Raw genomic sequence first — 25,492 nt, 5'->3', positions numbered from 1 at the left:
GCGCTCAGCGGCGTAGCGCAAACACCCCGTCCAGCGCCAGTTGCGCCTTGAATCCGGCCTTTTCCAGGCGCTTGGCCACTTCGCGCGGCACGTCGCGGCCGCTGGTCAGCTTGTTGGGCGCGCCGGTGTAATGGAACATCCGCCCGCCCCGGCGGATCACCCGCGCCAGCTGGTCATAGAACGCCTGCGAATACAGTTCGCCGGCGATGCCGAAGCGCGGCGGATCGTGCAGGATCGCATCCACCGAGGCGTCCGCCAGCGCGGTGATGGCACTGCAGACGTCGGCGTGGGTGAGCTGCAGACGGCCGCCGGCGGTGGCCGCCTCCGGATCCGGCGACCACGGATTGAGCGTGCGCAGCCACAGCACTTCGGCGCTCTTTTCGAAGGACAGGATCTGCGCCACGCCGGCTTCCAGGCAGCAGGCGGCGAAATAGCCCATGCCGCCACACGTATCGAGCACCACCTTGCCCTGCGGCTGCACCAGCGCCACCTTGGTGCGTGCATCCTCGAACGGCGACACCTGCGCGCTGGGCAGCATCTTGATGCCGTCGATCTCGAAGGTGGGTGCGCCCCAGTCGGTGGGCACCAGCTTGTACAGGCCGCTGCCGAAGCGCGAGATGGCGGCAAACCCGCTGCCGTCCCAGTAATGAATGGTGCGGTCCTTGAGCCTGGCCGGCCAGGGGAACGGCTGTCCACGCCAGTGCCAGCCGTCGGCGGACAGCATCACGCTGTCCTCGCTGCGGCCCAGGTCGAACGAAGCCCGGGCCTGGCGGTGGCCGTTCTTCAGCGCGGCCTGCAGCTGGTCGAGCAGCGGGCGGGTGAGCAGGGGGCCGGTGTAGTGGGACATGCGCGGACGGCTGGTGGGGCAAGGGCGGCCATGCTACCGCAGGCGAGTCGGCCGTCGGCGGGGCGCTGTCGATGGTCTTTGTCCCAAGCGCGAGAGCCGCCGTTTGCCCATGCGCGCTGTCTGGCGGGCACCGGCGCGATGCGGGCGCAGCGTTGCCATGTCATCAGGGGCCCGTCCAATCACGGCGGGCACGTAGCGCCGCGCCGGGGCTGCGGTGGCCGGCCGACTCAGCGGCGGAGGTAGTCACCAAACCTGGCGAATTCTGCCAGTTCATCCAGCACGGTCTTGCCATGGGTGAGGATCTGCATGGTGCGATTCACATCGTCCCAGCCGTTGGCACCGTGCCTGCCGCCGTGGAAGACGTTGTTGCGCGCGGTACGCAACAGGATCGCCACCGCCTGCAGCTCGTATTCGTTTTCATCGAACTCGATCTCGCGCCAGGCCAGCTTGCCGGGCGCGGTGCTGATCTGCTGCTGCGGGGCGGCGTTGAGCAGCGCCAGTGCGGCGGCGGACAGGGTGTAGCGGCTGCGGTTGCTGCGCACGAACCTGTCCCAGTTCGGCTCGGCCTTCTTGCCCGGCTTGTCCGACTTCAGGTAGCCGGCTTCCTTCAGGCAGAATTCGAAGCGGGCGAAGGCGTAGAAGAAGTGGAAGGCGGTGTGTTCGAAGACGGGGGTGATGTCGCTTTTGATCATGTGCCGGTCCATTGCCGATGCGTGGATTGAGGCCGGGACGTGCAAGGGCGGCGGAAACGGGAGATTCCCGTTGCCCGGTCGAATGACGGCGGCAAGAGGGCCCAGTTTACGGGCAAGCGGTGAGCGGTGCCGGTCATCCGGGATACCGGGTCCGCTGCGGTGGCGGCAGTAGACGCGGCCCGGGTCGGCGCCGGCGGCAGGACCTGCCAGCACCCGGAACAGACAGCACCCACCGGCCATAACGCGGTACCGGCGCCGGAGCGGTGCGAGCGCGGCTGCGGCGGGTGCGCCGGAGCGGAGCGTCCGGGGAACTCGGCCGGCCGGCGGCGGTCTGTTCCGGTCTTGGCCAGCCGGCGTGCGCGGAGGGCCCGCGATCGATAATCCCGTCCCAGGAGTGGCATGCGCAGACCGGACTCCGCAACAGACACCTGGGCACAGGCCAGCGCCGTGCTGGTGGCCGCATTGATGCTGCTGTTGCTGGGTCGTGTGCTGCTGCGGCTTCCCGAGGCGGGCCTGCCGCCGGGGCGGGAGGCGCGGATGCAGTTGCGCCTGTTCAGTCGTGAGCCGGCGCCAGCGCTGCCACCGCCGCGATTGCCGGACCCGGCAGCGCCTGCGCCGGAAACGGCAGCGCCGCGGTACGCTCCCGCGGCGGTGGAGGTCATTGCCGCGCCAGTGGCCGCACCCGCACCCGCCAGGCTGTCGCTGATCGATGACCAGGGCCGGGTGAAGCTGGCCCCCGGCAATGCGGAGGCGCCGATGGATGGTGATGCGGCGGCGCGGGTGTTCGAGCATCGCGACCCGTTGCAGCGTGGCGTGGGTGAACGTGCCACCGCCCACCTGTTTTCAGGCAAGGCGGCCGGTACCACGCAGTCGCGGACGCAGCGCCTGCTGTATGGCCGCGACACCCAGATGGCCGAGGCCCGCAGGCCGCCGGAAGTGGCGTTCAACCCCGCGTTGCATGAGCGGCCCTCGGATCTGGGCAGTGAAGCCACCGGGGATGCCTACAAGGCCGCGCCGGTCCGTTTTGAAAAGGCGCCGGGGCTGGCCGGCGACGCCAGCCGCCGTATCCGCGCCCGCATCGGGGAGCTGGATGGACGCTACCGCCCCTGCCCGCCGGCGCGGCGGCAAAACTGGATGGCGCCGGTGTTGAAGCATGTGGATGAACTGCAACGGCTGGAATACCGCTACGGCCATGGCGCCGACCCGGTGGAAGCCGAACACACCCTGCCCAGGGCTGCCGACAGCGCCTACGATCTGGCACGGCGCGCGCTGTGGTATGCCGAGCGGCAGCTGGCCGCCTGCGCCGGTTGAGCGCCTGCCGGCGTTGCAGGCCAGCGGGTCGTTCCCTGGCGGAGCCGACGGGCGGGCTTCGCCTCGAAGGCGCCCGACGAGGACAGGCGGGCCAGCTTCCACTGCGGTGCGCGTGTGGGACCGGGGCGACCTGCCGCTGCGGAGTATCTCGGCGCAATGGCGAGCGTGCGTGCGAGTTCAGCGGGGTCGCCGCCGCGGATTGTCAGCGGCCACCGCCGGCAAGGCAAAGTGCGATGAGCGGGGCCAGGTTGAGCAGCAAGATACAGATCTTGTAAAAGGCCATGCCGCTGTAATGAATGGCGTCAAACGTGGTATCCGCCAGGTGGAACCACTTGCCGTGCCACCTGCGCATCCAGTCTCTGGCGATGATGAATACAGCGAACCAGGCGAAAAGCACGGCGTAGTTGATCGCCAGGGACCAGAGCAGGACGCGGTACAGAAATTCAAAGGTCATGACGGTTTCCTCCAATGGCAGCCAGCAACGGGGAAGCGGCCGGTCGCCCGCGCGTGCCGGAGCGCGGCGCTGGCCGATAGCAACGCGAAATGACGGCGCGGCAACGCACGGACAGGTACCGGCGCCGGTGCCACCTCATTCCATCGTGAAACGCACCAGGGTCACGGTTTCCTCGGCGCTAAAGCCTTCATAGATGCGCTGCAGTTCAGCCAGCAGGCCCTCCGGGGTGCGGCAGCGCGGGTCATGTTCATGCTGCAGGTCGGCCGCCACCAGGGTGTCGAACCGGCGCACTTCGGTCTGCAGCGGCCGCGGCGGCGAAAGCTGGCCATGGGCCAGCTGCATCCGCGCTTCAGGAACGCCATGCCACTCGGTGCCGCGCCTGACGGTCAGGTTCTGACCAACATTGAACAGCGGGGTGACGTAATCGATGACGGGACAGGCGCCGGTGGCCATGGTGCTCTCGTGTTTGCGGAAGGCCCACCATTGTGAACCCCGTCGGGCTGGATCCATCACCTCCGGTTAGCAGGGGCAGGTCCAGCATCGCGCCGCCTCCCGTCCCCGGTATGCGTGCATGCCCCGTGTCCTGCCCATTGTGCTGGTCCTGCTGTGCCTGCCGGCCGCCCCGGCCGTCGCGCGCACGGTATATCGCTGCGTACAGGGCGGCACGGTGAGTCTGGCCACCGCGCCGGAACCCGGATCGAAGTGCAAGGCGATGACGGTGGATGACGCGGCGGTGCAGACCCCCAACCTGTGGGGCGATTTCGGCGTGTTCAGCGGCACCCTGTACGAGCGCGAGCAGCAGGGGCGCCTGGAATATTCAACCCGCAACCTGCCCGGTTCACGGGCCTACCTGAAGTTCACCGTGGCCACGCCGCCGGGCGAACCGGCGCATGCCGGACTGGGCCGGGTCGGCAAGCCGCGGCTGGGCGAATACAGCCGCCAGTTCCGTGCCGCGGCCAAGGCTACCGGGGTGGACGATGCCTGGTTGCGCGCCGTCGCCCATGCCGAAAGCGCCTTCGATGCGGCTGCGGTATCGCCCAAGGGCGCGCAGGGAGTGATGCAGCTGATGCCGGAGGTGGCGGGCGCCTACGGGGTGAAGGACCCGTTCTCGGCGCAGCAGTCGATCTCCGCCGGTGCGCGCCACATGCAGTCGCTGCTGCGCCGCTATGACGGCAACCGCACGCTGGCGGCGGCTGCCTACAACGCCGGCACCGGCGCGGTCAGCCACTACGGCGGGGTGCCGCCCTATGCGGAAACCCGCCGCTATATCGACAAGGTGCTGGCGCTGTATACCCGCTACCGCGAGGCGTTGGGCACCGGCCCGGAGCGGCCGGCACCGTAATCGGTGAGCGGCGGCCGTCGCGCAAACGGCACCGGCACCGGTCGCTGCGCGGGTTTTTCCGGAAAGGCCGGAACCCGCACCACCGCCACCAAGGATGGCCGCATGACCCGGGGCGATCCCGCACTTGGCAAACCGGCCGCAACGGGCGGTGCGGTTCCGCTGCCGCGGCTGAACGTCTATCGTGCCCGGTCGTGAACGGGGCGGACAGGCATGAATCGCAAGCGCGCAGTGGCAGTCGTGGTGGCAGTGGCAGGGCTTGCCTTGGCGGCAAGTTACCTGCTGCCGGAACCGGCGCCGGAAAGGACAGCGCCGGCGGCGACCGCCCTGGGCTGGCGGGCCGGGATCGTGCTGCTGGGCGGTGACGGCATCGCCGGAAACACCGCGGGCGACGGCGCGCAGGCGCGTTTCAGCGACCCCTGGGGCGTGGCGATCGACACCGGTGGCAGCCTCTACGTCGCCGATGCCGGTGACAACAACCGCATTGTCCGGCGCTGGCTGGATGGCCGCTTCCACCTCCTGGCCGGCGGGGCCGAAGGGTTTGCCGATGGCACCGGTGCGGCTGCCGCGTTCAACACCCCTTCGGGGCTGGCGCTGGACCGCCATGGCAACCTCTACGTGGCCGATACCGGCAACCATGCGATCCGCAAGGTCAGCCCACGCGGCGAGGTCAGCACCGTGGCCGGCAATGGCACCGCCGGCGCTGTCGATGGGAGGGGCGCGCGGGCACAGTTCAACGGCCCGATGGGCGTGGCGGTGGATGACCAGGGCCGGATCTATGTGGCCGATACCTGGAACGACCGCATCCGGGTGATCGAAACCGATGGCCGCGTGCGCACGCTGGCCGGGGGCGATCGTCCCGGCCATGCCGACGGCCGGGGCGCCGTTGCCCGCTTCGATACTCCGACCGACCTGAAGCTGGACGCGCACGGCACGCTGTGGGTGGCCGATCTGGGGAACGACGCCATCCGCGGCGTCAGTCCCGCGGGTGTGGTCAGCACCCGGATTGGCGGGCCCGGCGGCGAGCGGGTGCTGTGGGGGCCGATGGCCCTGGCCGTCACCCATGACGGCGTGCTGTACGTGGCCGAGCGGCTGGGCGGGCGCGTGGTGCAGGTGTCGCCGGGCGGGCACCGGGTCGCCATCGCCGGGGACGAGCCGTCGGCGCGGTTTGCGCGTCCGGCGGGCATTGCGCTGGCGCCCGATGGCAGCGTGCTGCTCAGCGATGCCGACGGCTACCGCCTGCACCACCTGACCCCGGTGCCCGACGCTGGCGCCCCGTCGCGGGCAGCCGTCGGGCCGGCGCCGGACAATCCGCTGCCGCGCAACCAGGGCCGCTGGCCGTTGGCCCCGCAGCAGGGCTGGCACGAAGTGGTCGGCACGCTGGGGGAGGTGCGCGGCAATTTCAGGGGCGAAAGCCGCCATCACCTGCACAGCGGGCTGGATATCCGCGGCGACGTCGGCCAGCGGGTGCTGGCGATCGCCGATGCCAAGGTCAGCAGCCCGGTGGCCACCTGGAGCCTGGACGGACAGGCCGAAGGGCTGTCGCTGGACAGCCTGGACTACCTCCATATCAAGGTCGGCCGCGAGGCCGGCAACCGGCCGCTGGATGCGCGCTTCCAGTTTTCCTACGACGAGGCCGGCCAGCTGGCGCGGGTGCGCGTGCGCCGCGGCACCCGTTTCGCCGCCGGCGATGCGCTGGGCACGATCAACCGCCAGGCGCATGTGCATCTGGCGGTGGGGCCGACCGGCTACGAACGCAATGCGGTGCGGCTGGGGTTCACCGGCTACGCCGACCACTATCCGCCGCAGATCGATGCCATCGCCTTGCTGGATGCGGCCGACCAGCCGCTGCGCGAGCGCAGCGACGGGCGGCTGCGGGTACCGCGCGAGGCGGGCGGCCTGCAACTGGTGGTCGAAGCCTGGGACCAGGTCGACCACAATCTGCCGCGCCGCCGGCTCGGCCTGTATGCGCTTGGCTACCAGATCCTCGATGCACACGGCCGCGCGCTGCCCGGCTACGAGGCGCCGCGCATGAACATCGAATTCAACCGGATGCCGCCGCAGAACGAAGCGGTGAAGCTGGCCTACGCCGCCGACAGCGGCATCACCGTGCATGGCAGCGCGAGAACCCGCTTCCGCTACGTGCTGACCAACACCGTGCGTGACGGCACCCTGGCCAGCGGCCTGTGGCAGCCCTCCGAGCTGCCGCCAGGCGACTACACCCTGCGCATCATCGCGCGCGACTACAGCGGCAATGAAGCGGTGGCCGGGCGCGATCTGCCGATCCGCCTCATCTGAGGGCCGGGCAAATCACGTGTGCGACGCCGTGTTTCCGCGGCAAAAAAGAACCCGGCACAAGGCCGGGTTCAAAGTGCTGCGTGGAGCCTGGTTGGATCAGAAGTCGTAACGCACTGCGAACCGCACGTAGCGCGGGGTCGAGTAGCTGATCACACGGTTGGTCTGCGCATAGGGATTGCCGACCGAGCCGATTTCGCCGTATTCAATGAAGTTCTGCGCGGTCTGCGAGTTGGTGACGTTGAACAGGTCCACCGAGAATTCCAGCCTGTCATTGGCGAACGACGGGCGGTAGGCGGTGCCCAGGTCCAGGCGACCGACCCACGGCGTGGTACCGGCCGAACCGCGCGGCTGGACTTTACCGTTGCAGTAGCGGTAGTACGGACCGGAGTATTCCACCGTATCGGAGAACTCGCCATCCGGATCCGGACCGGCGTAGATGCCGGTGCAGTTCTTCGGACGACCGGACATCATCGTGAAGGTGGCCGAGAAGCGCCATTCCGGACTGAACTGGTAGAAGCCGAATGCCTTCAGGTAATGGCGGCGGTCATTGGGCAGGTTGCCATTGGCGTGGAACATCAGCTCCGGGTGATCCCAGTCCATCGTCTGCGACACGTCGCCCTGGGCCACGTCGGACTTCAGCTGGCCTTCGGCGTTGCCGTAGTTGTGCGACCAGGTGTAGTCGACCTTGCCGTAGAACTTGCCGTCGAAGCCATGCTCCAGGAACAGGTCCACGCCCTGGTAGCGGCGCTTCAGCTTCGGGAAGCCCAGCTGCTTGGCGCTCAACGGCACGGTGATCAGTTTGCCGGTGCCGTCATCCAGCTGGAACGTGTTGCTTTCACCCGGGTTGAACAGGCGGCAATTGTTCAGGCCGTCACCCAGTGCTTCGGCGACGTCCACCGAGTAACCATTGTCGATGGCCCAGTTGTAGGCCGGGCGCCAGTCGCACATGTCATCGATCGCACTCTTCAGGTCGCGGAAGACATAGCGTGCGCCGAAGGTCAGCGACTCGCTGAGCTGCTTCTCAAAGCCGAGCACGAACTCGTCCTGGAAGTGGGACTTCAGGCCCTTGGCGGCGACCGAAGCCGGGTCCGGAGCCTGTCCGTATTCCTGGTTGGACGAATACGGGCCGTTGCCCAGCGGCGTGGTGCCCAACGGCACGCCGGTGTTGGGATCAATGCCGGTGAAGGAGAAATACTCCATCGTGTAGGTGGAACCGGCCGCGCCGCGCAGCGCGACGTTGTTGGGCATGGCCAGGTGGTAACGGCCGGCGTTTCCGAACACCTTCAGCGACGCGTCACCGTAGACGTCCCAGCTTGCGCCGATACGCGGGGCCCACTGGTTCTTCTGTTCGACATAGACGATGCCGTCGGCGTTGAAGTTCTGGAAGCTCTCGTTGCGCAAACCCAGCGACAGCAGCACGTTGTCGGTGACCTGCCAGCGGTCTTCCAGATAGAACGCCTTCTGCTCGACCTTGAAGGTGCCGCCGTTGGCGTACACGTACTTGATCACGTAGTCGCCATTGCCGCCGGGGCCGCGCGCACCGCCACTGCCCGGAATGTTCTGGTTGGCATTGGTTGCGCCGACCGAATTGTATTGCCAGCGATAGCCGGGACCGGCAGTGGCTTCACCGGCGCGTGATTCGGAATTCTGGCCGTCGTAGCCGCCGCGCAGGGTATGGCTGCCCAGGCGCCATTCCAGATCGATACGGCCGCCATCGGTCTTGTCGTAGGCATCCGGGAAACTGAGCTGATCGTAGGCGCCGAAGCGGACCGGCGTGGAGCCGGCACGGGCATCGCTGACGTAGACCACCGACGGATCGTAGCCCCACGGATTGGCAATGTGCTTCTGGTCCTGCTTGCCGTACAGCGCGGACAGGGTCAGGTTGTCGGTGAGGTAGCCGGTGTACTTGCCGATATACAGCTCGCCGCCATCTTCATAGTAGTAGCCGGCGTTCTGTTTCGAGCCGGGATTGAAGACGTTGTTGCCGGTGTAGTTGTACTCGTACGACGACATCGTCTGCTTGGTCTTGTCCGAGATGCCGGTCAGTTCAAGCAGGTGGTTGTCGGTGATGTACCAGTCCAGCTTTGCCAGCCAGCGCGGAACTTCATAGTTGCGCTTCTGGAAGCCCGAGCCGGTATTGGAGCGGGCCGAGACGGTGGTGCGATCCTGGTCTTCGAATTCGCCGGCGGCGTAGAAGAACAGCTTGTCCTTGATGATCGGACCGCTGACATAGGCGCTGTAGGTCAGCGATTCGGTTTCCTGGTCGCTCAGGTGCTGGTAGATCAAGCCGTCGCTTGCGGTACCGTTTTTCGGGTAATACAGGTTGCGCGAGTGCGCACGGCCCTTCTTGGGTGCCCACAGAACCTGGCCGCCGGCCTTGAACTCGTTGGTGCCGCTTTTGGTGATGATGTTCACCACGCCGCCGGTGGCACGGCCGAACTCGGCGCCGTAGCCGCCGGTGATGGCCTGGTACTGGCTGATGCCGTCGAACGGCAGCGTGGTCGAACCCAGGTTGGTCAGCGGATTGGTGACCGCATAGCCGTTGATGTAGAACGCGTTTTCCGAAGCGGCCGAACCGCCGAACGAAGCGACGTTGCCATAACGCGAGTCAGCGGCGACGACACCCGGCGTCAGCAGCGCAAGCGCATTGATGTTGCGGGCGATCGGCATCTTGGCGATCTGTTCGGCGGTGAACACCGAACGGGTATCGGTCGAGGACACGTCGATTTTCGACATCGCGCTGGCCCGGACTTCGATCCGCTCCATGTCGGTCGCGCTGCCGCCCCCGGCGACACCGAACGAAATCTCGCTGCCCGAGCCCAGTTGCACCATCACATTCGGCTGCGAGGCGATGATTTCGCCGTTGTTCTTCAGTACGACCTCGTACTTGCCGACCGGCAGTGCCGAGGCGTTGTAGCGGCCGCTGCTGTCTACGCGGATTTCGCGGCTCAAGCCGGTATCGACGTTGCGGATAATGACGGTGTTGCCGGGCTGGCCACCGTTGCCAAAGATGGAGCCGGAGGCGTTGGACTGTGCATAGGCGCCAGAAGCGATGCACAGGCCCAAGGCAACGCTCAAAGAGGCGCGCCGGATCGTTTTGCCTTTGATCATTACTCTCTCTCTCGATGAATTTGATAAGCGCTTGCCGGGCAGAAAAACGCCAGCCACCCAAACAAGGTGAACGCAGGCTAACTTATTTTTGAACGGGAAATTAATGAATATTGACTTTTTAAGTTAAATGTAAGTGAAAAAAATCTACAAGCGACTGTTATTGAACGAGTTTTTTTTGAAACATGTGCAGCTAGGTAATTGGCCGCTTTTACCTCTAAATTTCGTTGTGCGCCGCCGGGTTGGCTGTCCAGCCGTATCGAAGACGGCGCGAATCCGGCGGCGCAGTTCCGCCCCGGTGCGATCGGGCTTCGCCACAAGTGGGAGCGGTGGAGCCGGCAGTCACGGCCGCCGCCGTAGCGCACAGGCGCAAGCCAGCGGAACAGGCGGCGAGGCCGGCGGCGTCCGGGGCAGCGGCTGCGGCGGCAGATCCAATCGGCTGATACCGGCACGGCCTGTCTGCTGCAGCGCCTGTGCTGCAACGCCGCGGGCATCGCCTACACTCGAGCCCGGATTGGTTCCGCTGTGGAGAGAATTGATGAAGCGATTGGTAATTGGCGTGCTGGCGGTTTCGATTTCCAGCGCGCTGCTGGCGGCAACGCCCAGGTTCGACGGTGCGCGCATTTCCGCCGACGTGAAGGAGCTCGCCTCCGATGCCTATGAAGGCCGCTCGCCGGCGACCGCGGGCGAAGACAAGACCGTCGCCTATCTGAGCAGGCAGTTCGCCGCCGCCGGCCTGCAGCCGGGCGGGGACCTCAAGGACGGCAAGCGTCTGTGGACGCAGGCGGTGCCGCTGCTCAAGGGCGATATCGTCGGCACGCCCTCATTGTCGCTGCGCAGCCGCGGCAAGACGCAGACGTTGGCCCAGGGCCAGCAGATCGCGGTGCGCGCCGCGATGAACGGCGACAGCGCGGTCGCGATCAAGGATGCGCCGCTGGTGTTCGTCGGCTATGGCGTCAAGGCGCCGGAGCGCAACTGGGACGACTTCAAGGGCGTGGACCTGAAGGGCAAGATCGCGGTGATGCTGATCAACGATCCGGATTTCGAATCCGGCGTTGGCGACTTCGACGGCAAGGGCATGACCTATTACGGCCGCTGGACCTACAAGTACGAGGAGGGTGCGCGTCAGGGCGCGGCTGGTGTGCTGATCGTGCACGAGACCGCACCGGCGTCCTACGGCTGGGCCACGGTGGCCGGCTCCAACACCAACACCATGTTCGACGTGGTGCGCGACAACCCGCGTCAGGCGCATCCGCCGCTGGAAGGCTGGATCCAGCGCGATCTGGCGGTGGACCTGTTCAAGCAGGCCGGGCTGGATTTCGAAGCACTGAAAAAGCAGGCGCAGTCGCGTGACTTCAAGCCGGTCGAACTGAAGGGCGAAACCTTCTCGGCCGACTACCAGGTCAAGAACGAGGTGATCACCTCGCACAACGTCGTCGCCCGTCTGGAAGGGGCCAAATATCCGGACGAAACCGTCATCTACAGCGCGCACTGGGACCACATCGGGGTCGGTGAACCCGATGCCCGCGGCGACCGCATCTTCAATGGCGCGCTCGACAACGCCAGCGGCACCGCCTCGCTGCTGGAACTGGCCCGCGGCTTTGCCGGCCAGCCGCGCCCGCAGCGTTCGGTGGTGTTCCTGGCGGTGACCGCCGAGGAGAAGGGCCTGCTCGGTTCGGAGTACTACGCCAGCCATCCGCTGTACCCGCTGGGCAAGACCGTGGCGGTGATCAACATGGACGGCATGGCGCCGTTCGGCCCGTCGCGCGACTTCGGCATCTACGGCTCGGCCAAGCTGGAGCTGCTGGACCAGCTCAAGGATGTGGCCAAGGGCTGGGACATCCGCTACACCGCTGACCCGAAACCGGAGGCCGGGCTGTTCTTCCGCTCCGACCATTTCCCGTTTGCCAAACGCGGGGTCCCGGCGCTGTCGTATTCGGCGGGCCAGGACTGGGTGGACGGCGGCGTTGCCGCCGGCAAGCGGGCCTCGGACGACTACACCGCCAAGCGTTACCACCAGCAGGGCGACGAATGGCAGCCGGACTGGACCTTTGCCGGTGCCGCGCGTGATCTGGAAGTGGTTTACACCCTGGGTTCACAGTTGGCCAATTCGCGGCAGTGGCCGGCATGGGACGCGGCCGAACCGTTCCGCGCGGTCCGTGACGCCAGCGCGGCCGAGCGCAAATAAGCCGTAATCGAGCACCTGTCAACGGCGGGCAGGTCACTGTCCGCCGTTGTCGTATCCGGATCCTGGCTGCGCGGCCAGTGTGCAGGCGGCCGCCGGGCATGCCGCAGCGCCGCCCGACCTGCCCCGGCGCGCGACAGGGCCGCCAAAACACTGTCGCCGCGACGGTGCGCGGCGACAGAGGCAGTTCCATTGCGCGCGCTGCGGTCAGAACGCCGGCTGCAGGCGCAGGCCATCCTCGCCGACATGGTTGAGCTTGCCGACCAGTTCCGAATGCTGACGCATGCGTCCGAGCTCACGCATGATCACGACATCTTCGTGGCGGAGTTCACGCCTGGCGCTGACCGCCTGCTTGTAGTCCAGCACTTCCGGGTAGTGCTTCAACATTTCCAGCGCATCGGCGACGGTCTCGACGCTGTCGACATCGGAACTGATCCGCGCGCGGCTGTTGAACGCCCGCATCCAGCGTTCGAAACCGGCGGTGTGGTCGAACATGTTGGCCATGAACCAGATCACGAACAGGATCGACACCCACGAGCCGAACACGATCACCACGCGGGTGAAACTGATCTGGAAATCATCGCGCCACAGGTAGTTGGTGATCAGGCCGAGAATCAGCAGCGAGGCGGCCTGCCAGCCGATGATCGAAGCCACCAGCCACTGGCTTTTGGCCTTGGCCAGCAACGCCACTTCGCTGCGGATCTGTTCCTCACTCAGGTTCTTCCAGTGCGCAACCTGTTTCTCGAACGGGCTGTGGTACAGCTCGTTGTCCCGCAACAACAATCCCAAACCTTTGAACAACGTGATCATATTGAGCTCCTTGCAGAACACTGGAACGAGCGGCGGATACGGCGTGAGCATGTCAGGCGGTTCCAGTTCTAGCACTTTCACGCGGCTTGGCAATGGGGAAGGTGCGAAGGCAGCTGCGGCGCCGACCCCGCCGGCTCACCCGGCCCCGGAATTTTTGCGACGCGGCATCGTGCAAACCGCGGCATGCGGGCCGCGTGCGCAGCTGGAATGTTGCGCCAGCACAATCGCCCTGCGCGCCGCTGACTGGCGCACCGGGGCATGGATTCCGCGAATGCGCGCGCGGTGGCTGCGCAGTGGCGGGCCGTTACGAAAGGGCCATGCCGCCAGTTCCCCGCCGAGTTTCCGCCGCCGCCGCCGCGCCCATCCGCCGTTGGGTGCTGGACGCTTTTCCCCGCGATCAGGGTGGAATCGATTACGACCATCCTGCCGGTGATCCGGGCTGGTTCGGCGCGGACAGCGTGACCTGGCGGGTGCATGGCGAATTCCCCGGGATGCTCGCCGGCGGGTTGTGCGCGCTGATGCTGCAGCTGTTGCATCCGCTGGTGCTGGCTGGCGTCTATGACCATTCCAACTTCCGCCAGGATCTGGTCGGGCGGCTGCGCCGCACCACCGCCTTCGTCGCCGGTACCAGCTACGGCCCCACCGCGGCGGTGGAAAAGCTGGTGGCGCGGGTGCGCCGCATCCACGCCAGTGTCTACGGCCAGCTGCCCGATGGCCGCCGCTATGCGGCCGATGATCCGGCGCTGCTGACCTGGGTGCATGTCACCGAGGCCTATGGCTTCCTGGAAGGGTGTCGCCGCTATTGCCGTGAGGTGCCGGCCGCCATCGCCGACCGTTACTACGACGAGTACCGGCGGGTGGCCGAGGCGTTGGGCGCGCGCGACGTGCCCGCCAGCCAGGCGCAGGTCCAGGACTACTTCGCCCGCCAGCAACCGCAGCTGTGCATGGATGCGCGCTCGCGCGAGGTGCTGGAAGTGCTCGGTGCCGTGCGTCTGCCGGTGCCCCTGCCGGGGGTGTCACGCGACCTGTTCCTGGCCGCCGGCGCGGCGCTGCTGCCGGACTGGGCTGCCGCGCGGATCGGGCGCACGCGGGCCCAGCAACTTCATTCGGCCATGGCGGCCAGGATGCTGCGCGGCGCCGCGCCGCTGTTCCGGGTGGCGCTGGGCGATGGCATCGCCAACCGTGCCTGCCGCAGGCTCGGGCAGGACCCGCAGCGGCTGCTGCACTGGCCGCCACCCGCCCCGTAGAGGCGAGGCCGGTCATGACCGGGCTTGGCGGGATCCCGGCCCGCAGCTCGTGGCGGGCCGGCAGCAAAGAAAACGGGCGCCGCAGCGCCCGTTTTCCCCGACCCGCCGGGCGTGCTGTTACCAGATCCTGACCCGCTGTTCCGGGGCCAGATACAGCTGTTGGCTGTCCTTGACCTCGAACGCCGGGTACCACGCATCGAGGTTGCGCACGGTCAGCGCCCGGAACTGGCCCGGTGCATGCACGTTGGTCAGCAGCGAATTGCGCAAGGCCTGCTCGCGCATCTTGCTGCGCCAGATCTGCGCGAAGCCGAGGAAGAAGCGCTGGTCCGGGCTGAAACCTTCCAGCGTCTGCGGCTGTTTGCCCTGCAGCGACAGCCGGTAGGCGTCGTAGGCGGTGGCCAGCCCGGCCACGTCGGCGATGTTCTCACCCAGCGTCAGCCGCCCGTTGACCGCCGCATCGGGAAACGGCCTGTAACTGCTGAACTGCGCGGCCAAGGCCGCCCCGGCGGCGTTGAACCGCTGCAGATCCTGCGGCGTCCACCAGTTGTGCAACTTGCCGGTTTCGTCGAACAGGGCGCCGGCATTGTCGAAGCCGTGGCTGATCTCGTGACCGATCACCGCGCCGATCGCACCGTAGTTGACCGCGTCATCGGCGGCGCCGTCGAAGAACGGGGGTTGCAGGATCGCCGCCGGGAACACCAGCCGGTTTTCCAGCGGTACGTTCATCGCGTTGATGGTCTGCGGCAGCATCGCCCAGTCGCTGCGATCCACCGGCTGGCCGAGTTTGGCCAGGTTGCGGCGGTAGTCGAACAGCGAGGCGCGTTCGGCATTGCCCAGCGCGTCGTCGCGCCTGACTTCCAGCGCGCTGTAGTCGCGCCATTTGGACGGATAGCCCATGTCCACGGTCAGCCCGGCGATCTTGGCCTGGGCGTGCGCCCGGGTCTGTGGCGACATCCACTCCAGCGCGTCGATGCGCTTGGCGAAGGCGGCGATGATGTTCTTGGCCATCGCGTCGGCGCGGGCCTTGGTGCTGGCGTCGAAGTGGTGCTCGACGTAGATCTTGCCGACCGCCTCGCCCAGCGCGCTGTTGGTCTGTGCCACGGCGCGCTTCCAGCGCTCGCTCTGCTGCGGGGTGCCGCTCATGGTGGTGCCGTGGAAAGCGAAATGTTGCTCGGCGAAGGCCTTGGGCAGGTACGGTGCGGCGCGATCCAGGGCGTGGAAGGCCAGGTATTCCTTCCACACCGCCAGCGGTTCGCTGGCGACCAGCCTGGAAATGCCACGCACCGCCGCCGGCTGCCAGACGATGAAGTCCTGCTGTGCATTCAGCCCGGCCGCCTCGAGGAATGCGGCCCAGTCCATCCCCGGCGCCTGCGTGCGCAGGTCTGCCTGCGTCCAGGCATTGGCGCCCTTCTCGACATCATTGGTCTGCTCCTGGGTGGCGTGGACGCGGGCGATCCTGGTTTCCAGCGCGACGATGCGCTGGGCCTTGGCCGCGGCATCCGGCACCGCGGCCAGCTCCAGCATCCTGGCCACATGGCCCTGGTAGGCGCCGCGCAGTTCGGCCATGCGCCCGCCCTGCAGGTAGAAGTCGCGGTCCGGCATGCCCAGCCCGCCCTGCACCAGGTACGGCACATTGCGCCCGGGCTGCAGAAGGTCGGCCGAGACCCACAGCCCGAACAGGCGGTCGGTATAGAAATTGGTGGCGTTGAGCAGGTCCACATCGGCCCGCAGTTCGCCGCCCAGGGTGCGGGCCAGGGCGGTCTTGTCGGCGAGCTGGTTGATCGCCTCCAGTTCCGGCTGCAGTGGCGCAAGGCCGTGCGACTCGATGGCGGCTTCGTCCAGGAACGCAGCGTAGTAGTCGCCGATCTGCTTCGCCTCGCCGCGGGCGCTGGGGTTGTCACGCGCCTGTTCGAGAATGGCGCGGGTGTCGGCCAGGGTCTTTTCGGCAATGACATTGAAGCTGCCATAGCTGGAGCGGTCGGCCGGGATCTGGGTGTTCTTCACCCAGTTGCCGTTGGCGTAATCGTAGAAGTTGTCGCCGGCGGCAACGCTGCGGTCCATGCCCCCCACATCGAAGCCGAAGGTACCCAGCTGCGGTGCCGCGGCGCTGGCCGCGGCAGCGGGCGCCGGCGTGGTGGTAACGACCGGAGTGCTGTCACGGCCGCAGCCACTGAGCGACAGCGCGATGCTGATGGCGAGCACAGGCAGGGGGCGATGCAGGGTCATGGCGATTTCCATGCGAGGGTAAGCCGCAAGTCTAGACCTGCGCGCGCGCCACCGTCGTGCCGACCGCGCGGGCCATGTGGTGCGGCACGACGGATGCAGCCCGCTCTTCCCGCGGTCACGGCCGTGGGGCATGCTGTCGGCGGTGTAGGAAAGCGTTGTCGCTTGCGGAGGTTGCCGCTGCCCGCCCGGCTACGCTGATTGTGTGCACGCTGTCACGATTCGTGGCCGGGTACGCCGAGATGTATTCCCTTGAGACTATCGAAGGCCGCCGCCACGCGTCATGAAACCCAGTCGGTCACTACTTTGCGGAAAACGCCGGTGAAGGTGGACATGGGCCATCCCACGCGCATGGCCGCCTGTTTCGGGGTACTGATCGCGCTGTTGCTGGCAGGCGCGTTGGCATTGATGTTGTGGAACGACAGGCACAGCCGGATCGCCGCCGCGCAGCGGCAGAGCATGGCGTTGGCCACCGGCAGCGATCGCCTGCTGGGCGCGGAGCTGGCGACGCTGGAACGCGCCCTGCGCGGCGCCGCCCGTGATGGCCGCATGTTCTTCGAGCAGGCCCCCGTCCATGCGCCCGCGCTGCTGGAACAGAGCATCCGCGGCATCCTGGAGCGCAACCCGGGGCTGGCCAGCATCACCCTGGTTGATGACCATGGGGCGCCGCTTGCCGGCGGCCGCGGGGACCGGACCCTGCAAAGCTGGGTGATTCCGCGCAACCGCGTCCTGGCCGGCGAGCTGTATGTCGGTGCCCTGGAGAGGATCCCCGGGGAAACGCCCCTGGTCAGGGTCGCGGTGCCGATGCAGCCGGGCCAGTGGCTCCTGGCGCGGGTGCGTCAGGTGATGTTGCAGCGGGTGGTCAGCGGACTGGATTCCGGGCGCCACGGTGTGGTTTCGATCAGCAACCGCTACGGCCAGCTGCTGGCGCACAGCCAGGATCCGTCGATGGTCGAACGGGCCCTGCCGCGCCCGATACGATTGTTCCCTGCGGCCGACCAGGTACAGGCACTCGGGGTGGTGTCCAGTCCATTGGATGGCATGCGCCGTATCGGTGCGGTCAGCACGCCGCATGACTATCCGTTGATGCTGTTTGCCGGGCTGGGCTATGACGAAGTGCTGGCGCCGTGGTGGCGCTATCTCTATGCCGCCATCGCCATCTATCTGCTGTATCTGGCCGGATTTGCCTATCTGCTGACCAGCATGCACCGCAGCGCCGCACGCCAGGCGGTGTTGGCCGAGGAATTGCGCAAGGGCGGTGCCGAACTGGCGCTGGCGCACCAGGTCGGCAAGGTCGGCACGTGGTTCATCGAGGGCGATGCCAGCATCCTGCGCTGGTCGCCGCCCACCCGGCGGATGTTCGCGGTGGATCGTGAACACACCCGGCTGGAGACGTTCCTGGCCCGCGTCCACCAGGACGAGCAGGCTGCGTTGCGCGAGATGCTGGCCGCGGCCTGGGCCGGCACCCATCCGCTGGATACGGTGTTCCGGCTGGTGCTGCCCGGCGGCGGTGTGCGTTGGCTGTCGGTACGCGGCGAGCGGGTGGCGATGGCCGGCGGGCAGCGGCGCATGACCGGCGCCGTGGTCGATGTCAGCGAGCGCATCCTGACCCAGGCGCGGGCGCAGGAGGCCGAGCGCCAGTTCCGGCTGGTGTTCGACCGCAATCCGGCGCCGTTCTGGGTTTTCGATGTCACCACGCTGCGCTTCCTTGAAGTCAACCGCGCGGCGGTGGAACAGTACGGCTACAGCCGCGATGAATTCCTGTCGATGACGATTCTGGACATCCGCCCACAAACGGAATGGGCCAGCATCCTTGCCGCGATTGCCCAGCCGCCACACGCGCAGGCCCAGGGCCCGATGGTGCGCATCCACCGGCGCAAGGACGGCACCGTGTTCAAGGTGCGCGCGCATCTGGCGCAGCTGGAATTTGCCGGGGTGCGTGCCTGTCTGGTGCTGGCGGAGGATATCAGCGAGCAGCTCGCCTATGAGCGCGAGCTGGCCTATCGCGCCAGCCACCATCAGGGCACCGGCCTGCTCACCGTGCGTGCGCTGGCCGAACTGCTCGATGGCGATGCGCGCGGCTACACCATCGCCCACGTGCAGCTGCACGGCCTGCAGATGGTCAACGATGCGTTGGGCCGCGAGGCCGGGGAAGAGGTGCTGCGCGCCATTGCCGCGCGCCTGGGTGGGTTGGGCGCGCGCTATGGCCTGCTGGCCTATCAACCGGCCGAGGACTTCGTGTTCGCGATCAACAGCAAACACGACCCGCAGATGGCACTGGATGCGCTGCTGGAGCTGGTGTCCGAACCGGTCCGCGGCCGCGATTTCTTCCACCAGCTGGAACCGCGGATCGGCGTGGCCAGTTGCCCGGCCGACGGTGCGGTGGCCGAGCAGGTGATCGGCAAGGCGGCGCAGGCCGCGCATGCCGCGCGCGACAGCGGCGCGGCGATGGCGCGTTTCGACGGCGCAGTGGCGCGGCAGCTGGCCGAGCGCCTGCAGCTGGCCGGGCGGATCCGCAGCGCCATTGACGGCGGCGAATTCGAACTGCATTTCCAGCCGATCCGGCATGCCGCCGATGGCCGTCCGGCAGTATTGGAAGCGTTGCTGCGTTGGCCGCAGGCCGATGGCAGCTTCATCCCTCCGGGCGATTTCATCCAGTTGTGCGAGGACACCGGGCTGATCATCGCGCTCGGACGCTGGGTGATCGCCGCCGCCGCCGAGGCGCAGCAGCAGCTGGGCCGGCTGGGCTGGGGCCATCTGCCGATCGCGGTGAATGTGTCGGCGGTGCAGTTCTTCAACAGCGATCTGGTCGGCGAGTTCAGCCGCGCCATCGAGGCCTGTGGCCTGGCGCGCGGCAGCCTGCAGCTGGAACTGACGGAGAGCAGCCTGATGCGCAATCCGGCGCAGGCGCTGCAGACCCTGCAGCAGCTGCACCAGCAGGGCATCTGCGTGTCGCTGGACGATTTCGGCACCGGGTTTTCCAGCATGTCCTACCTGCAGCACCTGCCGCTGGATTCGCTGAAGATCGACCGTTGCTTCGTCACCGATGTCGACCGCAACCCGCGCAACGCCGCCATCTGCCGCGCGCTGCTGGCACTGGGCCACAGCCTGGGGCTGGTGGTGATCGCCGAAGGCGTGGAGACCGAAGGGCAGTACGCCTGGCTGGTCGCACATGGCTGCCACCAGGTGCAGGGTTACCTGCTGGGGCGGCCGCTGCCGCTGCCGGCGCTGGTCGAACTGCTGGAGGCTTCTGCGGTGTCGGGTTGATCCGGCGCGAGCTGTTCCAGCAGGTAGTCGATAAAACTGCGCACCTTCGGTGCGAGGTGGCTGCGGCTGGGATAGACGGCGTGGATGCCGATGGACGCGATGCGGTAATCGGGCAGGACCCGCACCAGCCGGCCTCCGGCCAGCGCCTGGCCGACGATGAAATCCGGCTGGGCGACGATGCCCATTGCGGCGATGGCCGCTTCGCGCAGCACCTCGCCGTTGTTGGCACGCAGCCCGCCGCCCACGTTGACGCTGATCTCGCCTTCGGGGCCCTGCAACAGCCAGCTGTCTCCCCCCGCCCAATAGCTGTAGGCCAGGCATTGGTGGGCGGCCAGATCACCTGGCGTGGCCGGCGTGCCGTGCGCTGCCAGATAGGCCGGGGCGGCGCACAGGATCACCGCGGCATCGCCCAGTTTGCGGGCGATCAGCGCCGGGGACGGGTTGCGGGTGATGCGGATGGCCAGGTCGAAGCCTTCTTCGACCATGTCCACCTGCCGGTCGGACAGCGTCAGGTCCAGCTGCACCTGCGGATGGCGGGCGCGGTAGCCGGCCAGCAGCGGTGCGATCCGGGCGATGCCGTAGCTGACCGGCGCATTGATCCGCAGGCGCCCCGACGGTTGCAGCGCCTGCGCGCCGACCGCGGCCTCCAGCTCGTCGAACTCGGCCAGCAGCCGCACGCAGCGCTGGTAGTAGGCCGCGCCGACGCTGGTCGGGCTGACCCGGCGCGTGGTGCGGTTGAGCAGGCGCGTGGCCAGGCGCTTTTCCAGCGCCGCGATGTGGCGGGTCACGGCCGGGGTGGAAATATCCAGCGCCTCGGCGGCGGCGCTGAAACCATTGCGTTCCACCACCGCCACCAGCACCCGCATGGCATCGAGTGTGTCCATTGTTTCTCTTTTTGATAGAAACCCGGTCGCTTGACGTTATTTATCGAAGTGGGCGAGGTCAATAGCATGGCCTTCTCGCGTCCTTGCAGGCATTGCGCCGGCACCCCGGCATACCGCCGCTGCCGCCGCGTTCGCGCTGGAGGACGTCCCCCGATCCGTTCCGGAGTGCGCCCATGAGCCGTCTGCCTTCCCTCTATATTTCCCATGGTTCGCCGCTGACCGCCATGCAGCCGGGCCTGGTCGGCGAACGTCTGGCCGAGCTGGCCGCCGGTTTGCCGCGTCCGCGCGCGATCGTGATGGCATCGGCGCACTGGCTCGCGGCGCACCCGCAGGTGGGCAGTGCGGTGCAGCCGCGGACGCTCCACGACTTCGGCGGCTTTCCGGCCGAGCTGTACCAGCTGCAATACCCGGCACCCGGCGCCCCGGCGCTGGCGGCCGAAGTGGCGCAACGGCTGGCGCAGGCCGGCCTGCAGCCACAGCTTGACCCGCAGCGCGGGCTGGACCACGGCGCCTGGGTACCGTTGCGCTTTCTGTATCCGCAGGCCGGCATCCCGGTGGTGCCGGTGTCGATCCAGCCGCTGCTGGGGCCGCGGCACCAGTTCGAGCTTGGCCGGGCGTTGGCGCCGTTGCGCGAGCAGGGGGTGTTGCTGATCGGCTCGGGCAGCATCACCCACAACCTGGGGGACTGGCGCAATTACCCGCAGGGCAAGCAAGCGCCCTACGTACGGCCGTTCATCGAATGGATCGAGCGCACGCTCGCGCGCGATGACCGCGAGGCGCTGTTCGACTATCGCCAGCAGGCGCCCTTCGCCGCGCAGGCCCATCCCAGCGACGAGCATCTGCTGCCGCTGTATTTCGCGATGGGCGCGGCCGGGGCGGAGCGCTTCGGTGCGCAGCGCATCGATGCCGGGATCGATCTGGGCATGCTGGCCATGGATATCTACCGCTTCGACGGGGATGGCGCGTCGCAGCCCGCGGCCTGAGCGTCGATTCCGCGCAGGCCGTTGAACGTCCCACCAGCGCCCCGGGGCGCCGCCGGCCGCGGGCGCGTTCCAGGCGCGCGCTGTCATCGGTCCCGCGTCGGGGCTGTGGTAATTTCCGGCGTTACTTTCATCCCTCGCCATTGCGCCAGCAGCCTGCCGGTGCGGGGGTGATCGCGCGGACCGGGCATGCACACGATTGAAGTGGTTCTGGCGATGCTGGTGGCGGTGGTCGCCAGCGGTTATCTGGTACGGATCCTGCCGTTTTCCCTGCCACTGCCGCTGGTGCAGATCGCGCTGGGGGCGGTGATTGCCGGGGGCTTCAAGCGCGGCCATACGCTGGACCCGGAGATGTTTTTCCTGCTGTTCCTGCCGCCGTTGCTGTTCCTGGATGGCTGGCGGATCCCCAAGCAGGGCCTGTTCCGCGACAAGGGCGTGATCCTGGAGCTGGCGCTGGGGCTGGTGGTGTTCACGGTGATCGGCGCCGGCTTCTTCATCCACTGGATGATTCCGGTGATGCCGCTGGCGGTGGCCTTCGCCCTGGCGGCAATCATCTCGCCGACCGACCCGGTGGCGGTGTCCGCGATTGCCGCGCGGGTGCCGGTTCCCAAGCGGCTGATGCACATCCTGGAGGGCGAGTCGCTGCTCAACGACGCGTCCGGACTGGTGTGCTTCAGCTTCGCGGTGGCGGCGGTGATGACCGGCAGCTTCTCGCTGGCCTCGGCCTCGCTGACGTTCCTGTGGGTGGCGCTGGCCGGGCTGGCGATCGGGTTCGGGGTGACGCTTGCCGTCTCCACGCTGCAGCGCTGGCTGTGGCGCGGCTTTGGCGAAGAGCCCGGCGCGGCGATGCTGGTCAACCTGCTGATTCCCTTCGCCGCGTATCTGCTGGCCGAGGAGTTCAACGCCTCCGGGATTCTGGCCGCAGTCGCCGCCGGCATCACCATGAGCTACGTGGAGCTGACCGGGCGCATCAGCGGCAGCATGCGGGTGCAGCGCGCCGCCGTGTGGAGCACCGTGCAGTTCGCCTTCAACGGCGTCATTTTCGTCCTGCTGGGCGAACAGTTGCCGGGCATTGTCGACCGCGCGGTCCACAGCATGGGCGAAACCGGGCACCACAATCCGTGGTGGCTGCTGGTCTACGTGCTGGCGATCAACGCCGGCCTGGTGCTGCTGCGGCTGGTCTGGGTGTCGCTGTCCCTGCGCTTCAGCCTGTTCAAGGCGCGCTGGCGCGGCGAGCAGGAGACCGGCATGCCGTGGCGGGTGGTGGTGGCGACCTCGGTGGCCGGGGTGCGCGGCGCGATCACCCTGGCCGGCGTGCTGACGCTGCCGCTGGCGCTGCCCGGAGGCGCGGGCTTCCCGGCGCGCGATCTGGTCATCTTCCTGGCCGCGGCGGTGATCCTGTTCTCGCTGGCCGGGGCCAGCCTGGCGCTGCCGCGATTGCTGCGCGGGCTGGAGCTGCCCAAGGATGACAGCGGCCGGCGCGAAGAGGATCTGGCGCGCAAGCTGTCCTCCAAGGCGGCACTGGCCGCGGTGGAGAAAGCACGCCAGACGCTGCTGGAAAACCAGCCCACCGGCAACGTGTCGCTGTACAACGAGGCCGCCTCGCGGGTCAGTCTGCTTTACCAGCAGAATCTGCAAAAGAACCAGGACCCGGATGCCGATCCGGAAAAAGTCCGGCGCCTGCAGCAGGCCTACCGCACCCTGCGCGCGGCCGGGTTGAACGCCGAGCGCGAGGAGCTGTTCCGGCTGACCCGGCGCGGGCTGATTTCCGAGGAACTGTCGCGCAAGCTGATCCGCAATCTGGACCTGCTGGAAACCCGCCAGCGCGACTGAGTGCCGACGGCGGGCCGGGCCGAGGCCGCCGCACGCGCGAGTTACTTCTGTGCCGGTTCCAGGAAGTACGGCTCGACCGTGCCCTTGATCTTGATCGTCATCGGGTTGCCGCGGCGGTCGCGCGCCTTGCCGGCCTGCACCCGGATCCAGCCTTCGCTGACCGAGTATTCCTCGACATTGTCGCGTTCAATGCCGTTGAACCGCACGCCGATGCCGCGTTCCAGTACGGCCGCATCGTGGAACGGGCTGTGCGGGTTGACCGCCAGGTGGTCGGGAGGGGTATCGCTCATCTTTCAACTCGGGTGACGGCCACCGTAGCCGTCTTCTGCGGCACAGGATAAACCGCGCCGCCGCAGGCGCCCAATCCCGTGCTTCCTTGGCGCGCCTGCCGCGGTCAGAATGCGTGCCAGCCACCACCCGGATGCAGTGCCATGCCAGACAACAGCGATTATTTCGACTTCGAGGAAGAAGCCCGCGATTACGACGAGGACGATTTCGAGGCCCGCATCTGGAACCTGTTCGTGCTGATCAACCCCGGCGACGAGGAACTGGCATTGCAGCAGTTCAGCCGCTGGCGCGAAGCGCTGCTGGAGAACGGCGAGGCAATCGACGAGGACAGCGACTGGTTGCCGCCGTTGATGGCCGCCATTGCCTGGCAATCCGGCTTCGAGGTCGAGCGTACCGATGCCGACGCGCTGATGACCGCCGTCAACGAACTGGCAATGCGCTGGAACCTGCAGCTGGACTGGGGTGGCGATCTGGACGATGACGATTTTGCCGCCAGCGTGGATGCCCCGTCGCTGATGGCGACCGCCCATGACCGCCTGCGCGAGCACAACTATTCGCTGTGGAGCGTGGATACCGGCCGGCCGGGCCTCAGTGGCTGGATGGCGCTGAGCCGGGACGACGACGCCATGCTGGCGCTGTGTTCGCTGCTGGGAGTGGAAGTGCGCCCGGGCAGTGACCCGTTCTGAGGTCGCGCGCGGCCGCGGGAGCATCAGTTGCGGCACAAAGGCCGCCCGCCCGGGAGAGAGGGGCTGGCGCCGGGGCGGATCAGTCGCTGCGGTACTGGGCCCGCGCGTTGGCGATCACCGCCTTCATCAGGGCGCGGTCGGTGTGGCGCGAGATGGCGCGCGCGCCCAGGCCGATGGCCAGTTCACGCAAGGTCGCCGGGACGTCGTAATGCGCGCCGCTGGGGCGGTTCTGGAACGCCCGCGGCGGAATCCCGAGCTGCCGCGCCATGGCATGCAGCTCGGGCAGGGTGTCGGCCATCAGATGCGCCCAGCGCTCACCGCGCCAGGGGTGGACCGCATCGTCGATATACACGCTCACCCGGCAGGGACCGTCTCAGGCCTGCGGCTTGTCGGCGTCGGCGTCGGCGGGTGCGTCGGCCGTGGCCTGGTCTTGGGCGGCCGCGGCGTCGGCATTGTCGTCGGCCTGCTCATCCGCAGCGTCATCGGCGCCTTCGAACTCGGCGACCAGGTTGGCCAGGTACTCGTCGGCGCTCTTGCCGTCATCGGCGGCCAGGTCGTCGATCAGCTGCTGCAGCTGGCTCGAGTATTCCAGCGTGACCGTGCGGCCTTCCTTCTCCTGCACGTTGGACAGGTGCTTGAGCATGGCCAGCATCGGCACCGGGTTGTCGGCGTTGCCCATGGTCTGGCCGCCGATGGACAGCAGCCATTCGCTGCCCTGCAGGCCGATCGCGGCCACCACCTGGCCCTCCTCGTTCTGCAGCACCGCATGGTTCTGCACCGGCTGCTGGCTGTTCAGGCGCATGATCGGGCGCTTGGGCTGCTGCTTCTTGCGCTGGTCGCGCTTGGCCTTGGAATTCTTGGACATGGCAAATTCAATCTGCGGAAACGGCCGCCATTGTAGGCGCGTAGGCGCCGGTTTCCGAAGCCGGCCACGGCCGGCGCCGGGCGTGGCCATTCCCGCGTAGGCCGTAAACGCTGCGCGGCCGCGCGCTGGCGCAGCTCATTGCACCGCGGGCGGGGTCTGCGCTGGCGCACGCTCG

General features: G+C 67.6%; 20 protein-coding genes. 9 read left to right on the top strand and 11 right to left on the bottom strand.

Annotated elements, in window-relative coordinates; translation table 11 throughout:
• Nucleotides 1-4 precede the first annotated feature (4 nt).
• Together QZH66_RS10545 and QZH66_RS10540 are read right to left on the bottom strand one after the other, a co-directional pair.
• Nucleotides 5-847: an SAM-dependent methyltransferase gene (locus QZH66_RS10545; protein ID WP_305805900.1), complete on the bottom strand. Its 843-nt coding sequence runs from the start codon at nt 845-847 to the stop codon at nt 5-7.
• A gap of 227 nt (nt 848-1,074) precedes the next feature.
• The gene (locus QZH66_RS10540) at nt 1,075-1,539 is read right to left on the bottom strand and encodes a hypothetical protein (RefSeq protein ID WP_305805899.1); all 465 of its coding nucleotides are present in this window, start codon (nt 1,537-1,539) and stop codon (nt 1,075-1,077) included.
• A gap of 399 nt (nt 1,540-1,938) precedes the next feature.
• On the opposite strand from QZH66_RS10540, the gene QZH66_RS10535 reads away from it, so the two are divergent.
• A complete protein-coding gene (locus QZH66_RS10535; protein WP_305805898.1) occupies nt 1,939-2,850 on the top strand; it encodes a hypothetical protein in 912 nt (303 codons plus the stop codon).
• A 202-nt stretch (nt 2,851-3,052) separates the two neighbouring features.
• Here QZH66_RS10535 and QZH66_RS10530 read toward each other — a convergent pair whose 3' ends face one another.
• Nucleotides 3,053-3,304, bottom strand: a complete 252-nt coding sequence (locus tag QZH66_RS10530; RefSeq protein ID WP_305805897.1) for a DUF6868 family protein — start codon at nt 3,302-3,304, stop codon at nt 3,053-3,055.
• A gap of 135 nt (nt 3,305-3,439) precedes the next feature.
• Nucleotides 3,440-3,757, bottom strand: coding sequence for a hypothetical protein (locus QZH66_RS10525; protein ID WP_305805896.1), 318 nt, complete (start codon nt 3,755-3,757; stop codon nt 3,440-3,442).
• A 118-nt stretch (nt 3,758-3,875) separates the two neighbouring features.
• Between QZH66_RS10525 and QZH66_RS10520 the strand changes: the two genes are divergently transcribed.
• Both QZH66_RS10520 and QZH66_RS10515 read left to right on the top strand, forming a co-directional pair.
• On the top strand, nt 3,876-4,646 hold the full coding sequence (locus tag QZH66_RS10520) for a lytic transglycosylase domain-containing protein (protein ID WP_305805895.1): 771 nt from the start codon (nt 3,876-3,878) through the stop codon (nt 4,644-4,646).
• 210 nt (nt 4,647-4,856) lie between these two features.
• Nucleotides 4,857-6,941 (top strand): NHL repeat-containing protein, encoded by a 2,085-nt coding sequence (locus QZH66_RS10515; protein ID WP_305805894.1) that lies wholly within the window; start codon nt 4,857-4,859, stop codon nt 6,939-6,941.
• Between the two features lie 96 nt (nt 6,942-7,037).
• Here QZH66_RS10515 and QZH66_RS10510 read toward each other — a convergent pair whose 3' ends face one another.
• Nucleotides 7,038-10,052 carry a TonB-dependent receptor gene (locus QZH66_RS10510; protein ID WP_305805893.1) on the bottom strand — a complete coding sequence of 1,005 codons (3,015 nt, stop codon included), beginning with the start codon at nt 10,050-10,052 and terminating at the stop codon, nt 7,038-7,040.
• Nucleotides 10,053-10,587: 535 nt separating this feature from the next.
• On the opposite strand from QZH66_RS10510, the gene QZH66_RS10505 reads away from it, so the two are divergent.
• Nucleotides 10,588-12,237, top strand: a complete 1,650-nt coding sequence (locus QZH66_RS10505; RefSeq protein WP_305805892.1) for a M28 family metallopeptidase — start codon at nt 10,588-10,590, stop codon at nt 12,235-12,237.
• Between the two features lie 204 nt (nt 12,238-12,441).
• Here the strand turns inward: QZH66_RS10505 and QZH66_RS10500 are convergent, their stop codons facing one another.
• Nucleotides 12,442-13,044, bottom strand: a complete 603-nt coding sequence (locus QZH66_RS10500) for a hypothetical protein (protein WP_305805891.1) — start codon at nt 13,042-13,044, stop codon at nt 12,442-12,444.
• 317 nt (nt 13,045-13,361) lie between these two features.
• Between QZH66_RS10500 and QZH66_RS10495 the strand changes: the two genes are divergently transcribed.
• On the top strand, nt 13,362-14,291 hold the full coding sequence (locus QZH66_RS10495) for an oxygenase MpaB family protein (RefSeq protein WP_305805890.1): 930 nt from the start codon (nt 13,362-13,364) through the stop codon (nt 14,289-14,291).
• Between the two features lie 117 nt (nt 14,292-14,408).
• Here QZH66_RS10495 and QZH66_RS10490 read toward each other — a convergent pair whose 3' ends face one another.
• A complete protein-coding gene (locus QZH66_RS10490; RefSeq protein ID WP_305805889.1) occupies nt 14,409-16,517 on the bottom strand; it encodes a M13 family metallopeptidase in 2,109 nt (702 codons plus the stop codon).
• A gap of 318 nt (nt 16,518-16,835) precedes the next feature.
• Between QZH66_RS10490 and QZH66_RS10485 the strand changes: the two genes are divergently transcribed.
• Entirely contained in the window at nt 16,836-19,781 is a 2,946-nt protein-coding gene (locus QZH66_RS10485; RefSeq protein ID WP_305805888.1) for an EAL domain-containing protein, read from the top strand.
• On the opposite strand, the gene QZH66_RS10480 is transcribed toward QZH66_RS10485, so the two are convergent.
• Nucleotides 19,709-20,665 carry a LysR family transcriptional regulator gene (locus QZH66_RS10480; RefSeq protein WP_305805887.1) on the bottom strand — a complete coding sequence of 319 codons (957 nt, stop codon included), beginning with the start codon at nt 20,663-20,665 and terminating at the stop codon, nt 19,709-19,711. The genes QZH66_RS10485 and QZH66_RS10480 overlap by 73 nt on opposite strands.
• Nucleotides 20,666-20,838: 173 nt before the next feature.
• Here QZH66_RS10480 and QZH66_RS10475 point away from each other — a divergent pair, with 173 nt between their 5' ends.
• A complete protein-coding gene (locus QZH66_RS10475; RefSeq protein ID WP_305805886.1) occupies nt 20,839-21,648 on the top strand; it encodes a class III extradiol ring-cleavage dioxygenase in 810 nt (269 codons plus the stop codon).
• A 186-nt stretch (nt 21,649-21,834) separates the two neighbouring features.
• The gene (locus QZH66_RS10470; RefSeq protein ID WP_305805885.1) at nt 21,835-23,478 is read left to right on the top strand and encodes a Na+/H+ antiporter; all 1,644 of its coding nucleotides are present in this window, start codon (nt 21,835-21,837) and stop codon (nt 23,476-23,478) included.
• 41 nt (nt 23,479-23,519) lie between these two features.
• Here the strand turns inward: QZH66_RS10470 and QZH66_RS10465 are convergent, their stop codons facing one another.
• Complete coding sequence (locus QZH66_RS10465) at nt 23,520-23,768, bottom strand: DUF3297 family protein (RefSeq protein ID WP_305805884.1); 249 nt, start codon at nt 23,766-23,768, stop codon at nt 23,520-23,522.
• A gap of 141 nt (nt 23,769-23,909) precedes the next feature.
• Here QZH66_RS10465 and QZH66_RS10460 point away from each other — a divergent pair, with 141 nt between their 5' ends.
• Entirely contained in the window at nt 23,910-24,452 is a 543-nt protein-coding gene (locus tag QZH66_RS10460; protein WP_305805883.1) for a hypothetical protein, read from the top strand.
• Nucleotides 24,453-24,531: 79 nt separating this feature from the next.
• Here QZH66_RS10460 and QZH66_RS10455 read toward each other — a convergent pair whose 3' ends face one another.
• Nucleotides 24,532-24,810 carry a DUF4031 domain-containing protein gene (locus QZH66_RS10455; protein ID WP_305805882.1) on the bottom strand — a complete coding sequence of 93 codons (279 nt, stop codon included), beginning with the start codon at nt 24,808-24,810 and terminating at the stop codon, nt 24,532-24,534.
• A 15-nt stretch (nt 24,811-24,825) separates the two neighbouring features.
• The gene (locus QZH66_RS10450; protein WP_305805881.1) at nt 24,826-25,317 is read right to left on the bottom strand and encodes a hypothetical protein; all 492 of its coding nucleotides are present in this window, start codon (nt 25,315-25,317) and stop codon (nt 24,826-24,828) included.
• Nucleotides 25,318-25,492 lie beyond the last annotated feature (175 nt).

Origin of the sequence: Stenotrophomonas sp. YIM B06876 (assembly GCF_030711595.1) — a bacterium.
Lineage (GTDB): Bacteria > Pseudomonadota > Gammaproteobacteria > Xanthomonadales > Xanthomonadaceae > Stenotrophomonas.
Note: the sequence above shows the minus strand (reverse complement) of the source record. Positions and strands in the feature narration are given on the sequence as shown.

Bases quoted from the DNA above. Each gene is read 5' to 3' on its own strand.
- QZH66_RS10460 (WP_305805883.1), top strand. From the start codon at position 23,910: ATGCCAGACAACAGCGATTATTTCGACTTCGAGGAAGAAGCCCGCGAT.
- QZH66_RS10470 (WP_305805885.1), top strand. From the start codon at position 21,835: ATGCACACGATTGAAGTGGTTCTGGCGATGCTGGTGGCGGTGGTCGCC.
- QZH66_RS10475 (WP_305805886.1), top strand. From the start codon at position 20,839: ATGAGCCGTCTGCCTTCCCTCTATATTTCCCATGGTTCGCCGCTGACC.
- QZH66_RS10490 (WP_305805889.1), bottom strand. From the start codon at position 16,517: ATGACCCTGCATCGCCCCCTGCCTGTGCTCGCCATCAGCATCGCGCTG.
- QZH66_RS10510 (WP_305805893.1), bottom strand. From the start codon at position 10,052: ATGATCAAAGGCAAAACGATCCGGCGCGCCTCTTTGAGCGTTGCCTTG.
- QZH66_RS10525 (WP_305805896.1), bottom strand. From the start codon at position 3,757: ATGGCCACCGGCGCCTGTCCCGTCATCGATTACGTCACCCCGCTGTTC.
- QZH66_RS10520 (WP_305805895.1), top strand. From the start codon at position 3,876: ATGCCCCGTGTCCTGCCCATTGTGCTGGTCCTGCTGTGCCTGCCGGCC.
- QZH66_RS10530 (WP_305805897.1), bottom strand. From the start codon at position 3,304: ATGACCTTTGAATTTCTGTACCGCGTCCTGCTCTGGTCCCTGGCGATC.
- QZH66_RS10540 (WP_305805899.1), bottom strand. From the start codon at position 1,539: ATGATCAAAAGCGACATCACCCCCGTCTTCGAACACACCGCCTTCCAC.
- QZH66_RS10495 (WP_305805890.1), top strand. From the start codon at position 13,362: ATGCCGCCAGTTCCCCGCCGAGTTTCCGCCGCCGCCGCCGCGCCCATC.
- QZH66_RS10465 (WP_305805884.1), bottom strand. From the start codon at position 23,768: ATGAGCGATACCCCTCCCGACCACCTGGCGGTCAACCCGCACAGCCCG.
- QZH66_RS10535 (WP_305805898.1), top strand. From the start codon at position 1,939: ATGCGCAGACCGGACTCCGCAACAGACACCTGGGCACAGGCCAGCGCC.
- QZH66_RS10545 (WP_305805900.1), bottom strand. From the start codon at position 847: ATGTCCCACTACACCGGCCCCCTGCTCACCCGCCCGCTGCTCGACCAG.
- QZH66_RS10515 (WP_305805894.1), top strand. From the start codon at position 4,857: ATGAATCGCAAGCGCGCAGTGGCAGTCGTGGTGGCAGTGGCAGGGCTT.
- QZH66_RS10480 (WP_305805887.1), bottom strand. From the start codon at position 20,665: ATGGACACACTCGATGCCATGCGGGTGCTGGTGGCGGTGGTGGAACGC.
- QZH66_RS10505 (WP_305805892.1), top strand. From the start codon at position 10,588: ATGAAGCGATTGGTAATTGGCGTGCTGGCGGTTTCGATTTCCAGCGCG.
- QZH66_RS10450 (WP_305805881.1), bottom strand. From the start codon at position 25,317: ATGTCCAAGAATTCCAAGGCCAAGCGCGACCAGCGCAAGAAGCAGCAG.
- QZH66_RS10500 (WP_305805891.1), bottom strand. From the start codon at position 13,044: ATGATCACGTTGTTCAAAGGTTTGGGATTGTTGTTGCGGGACAACGAG.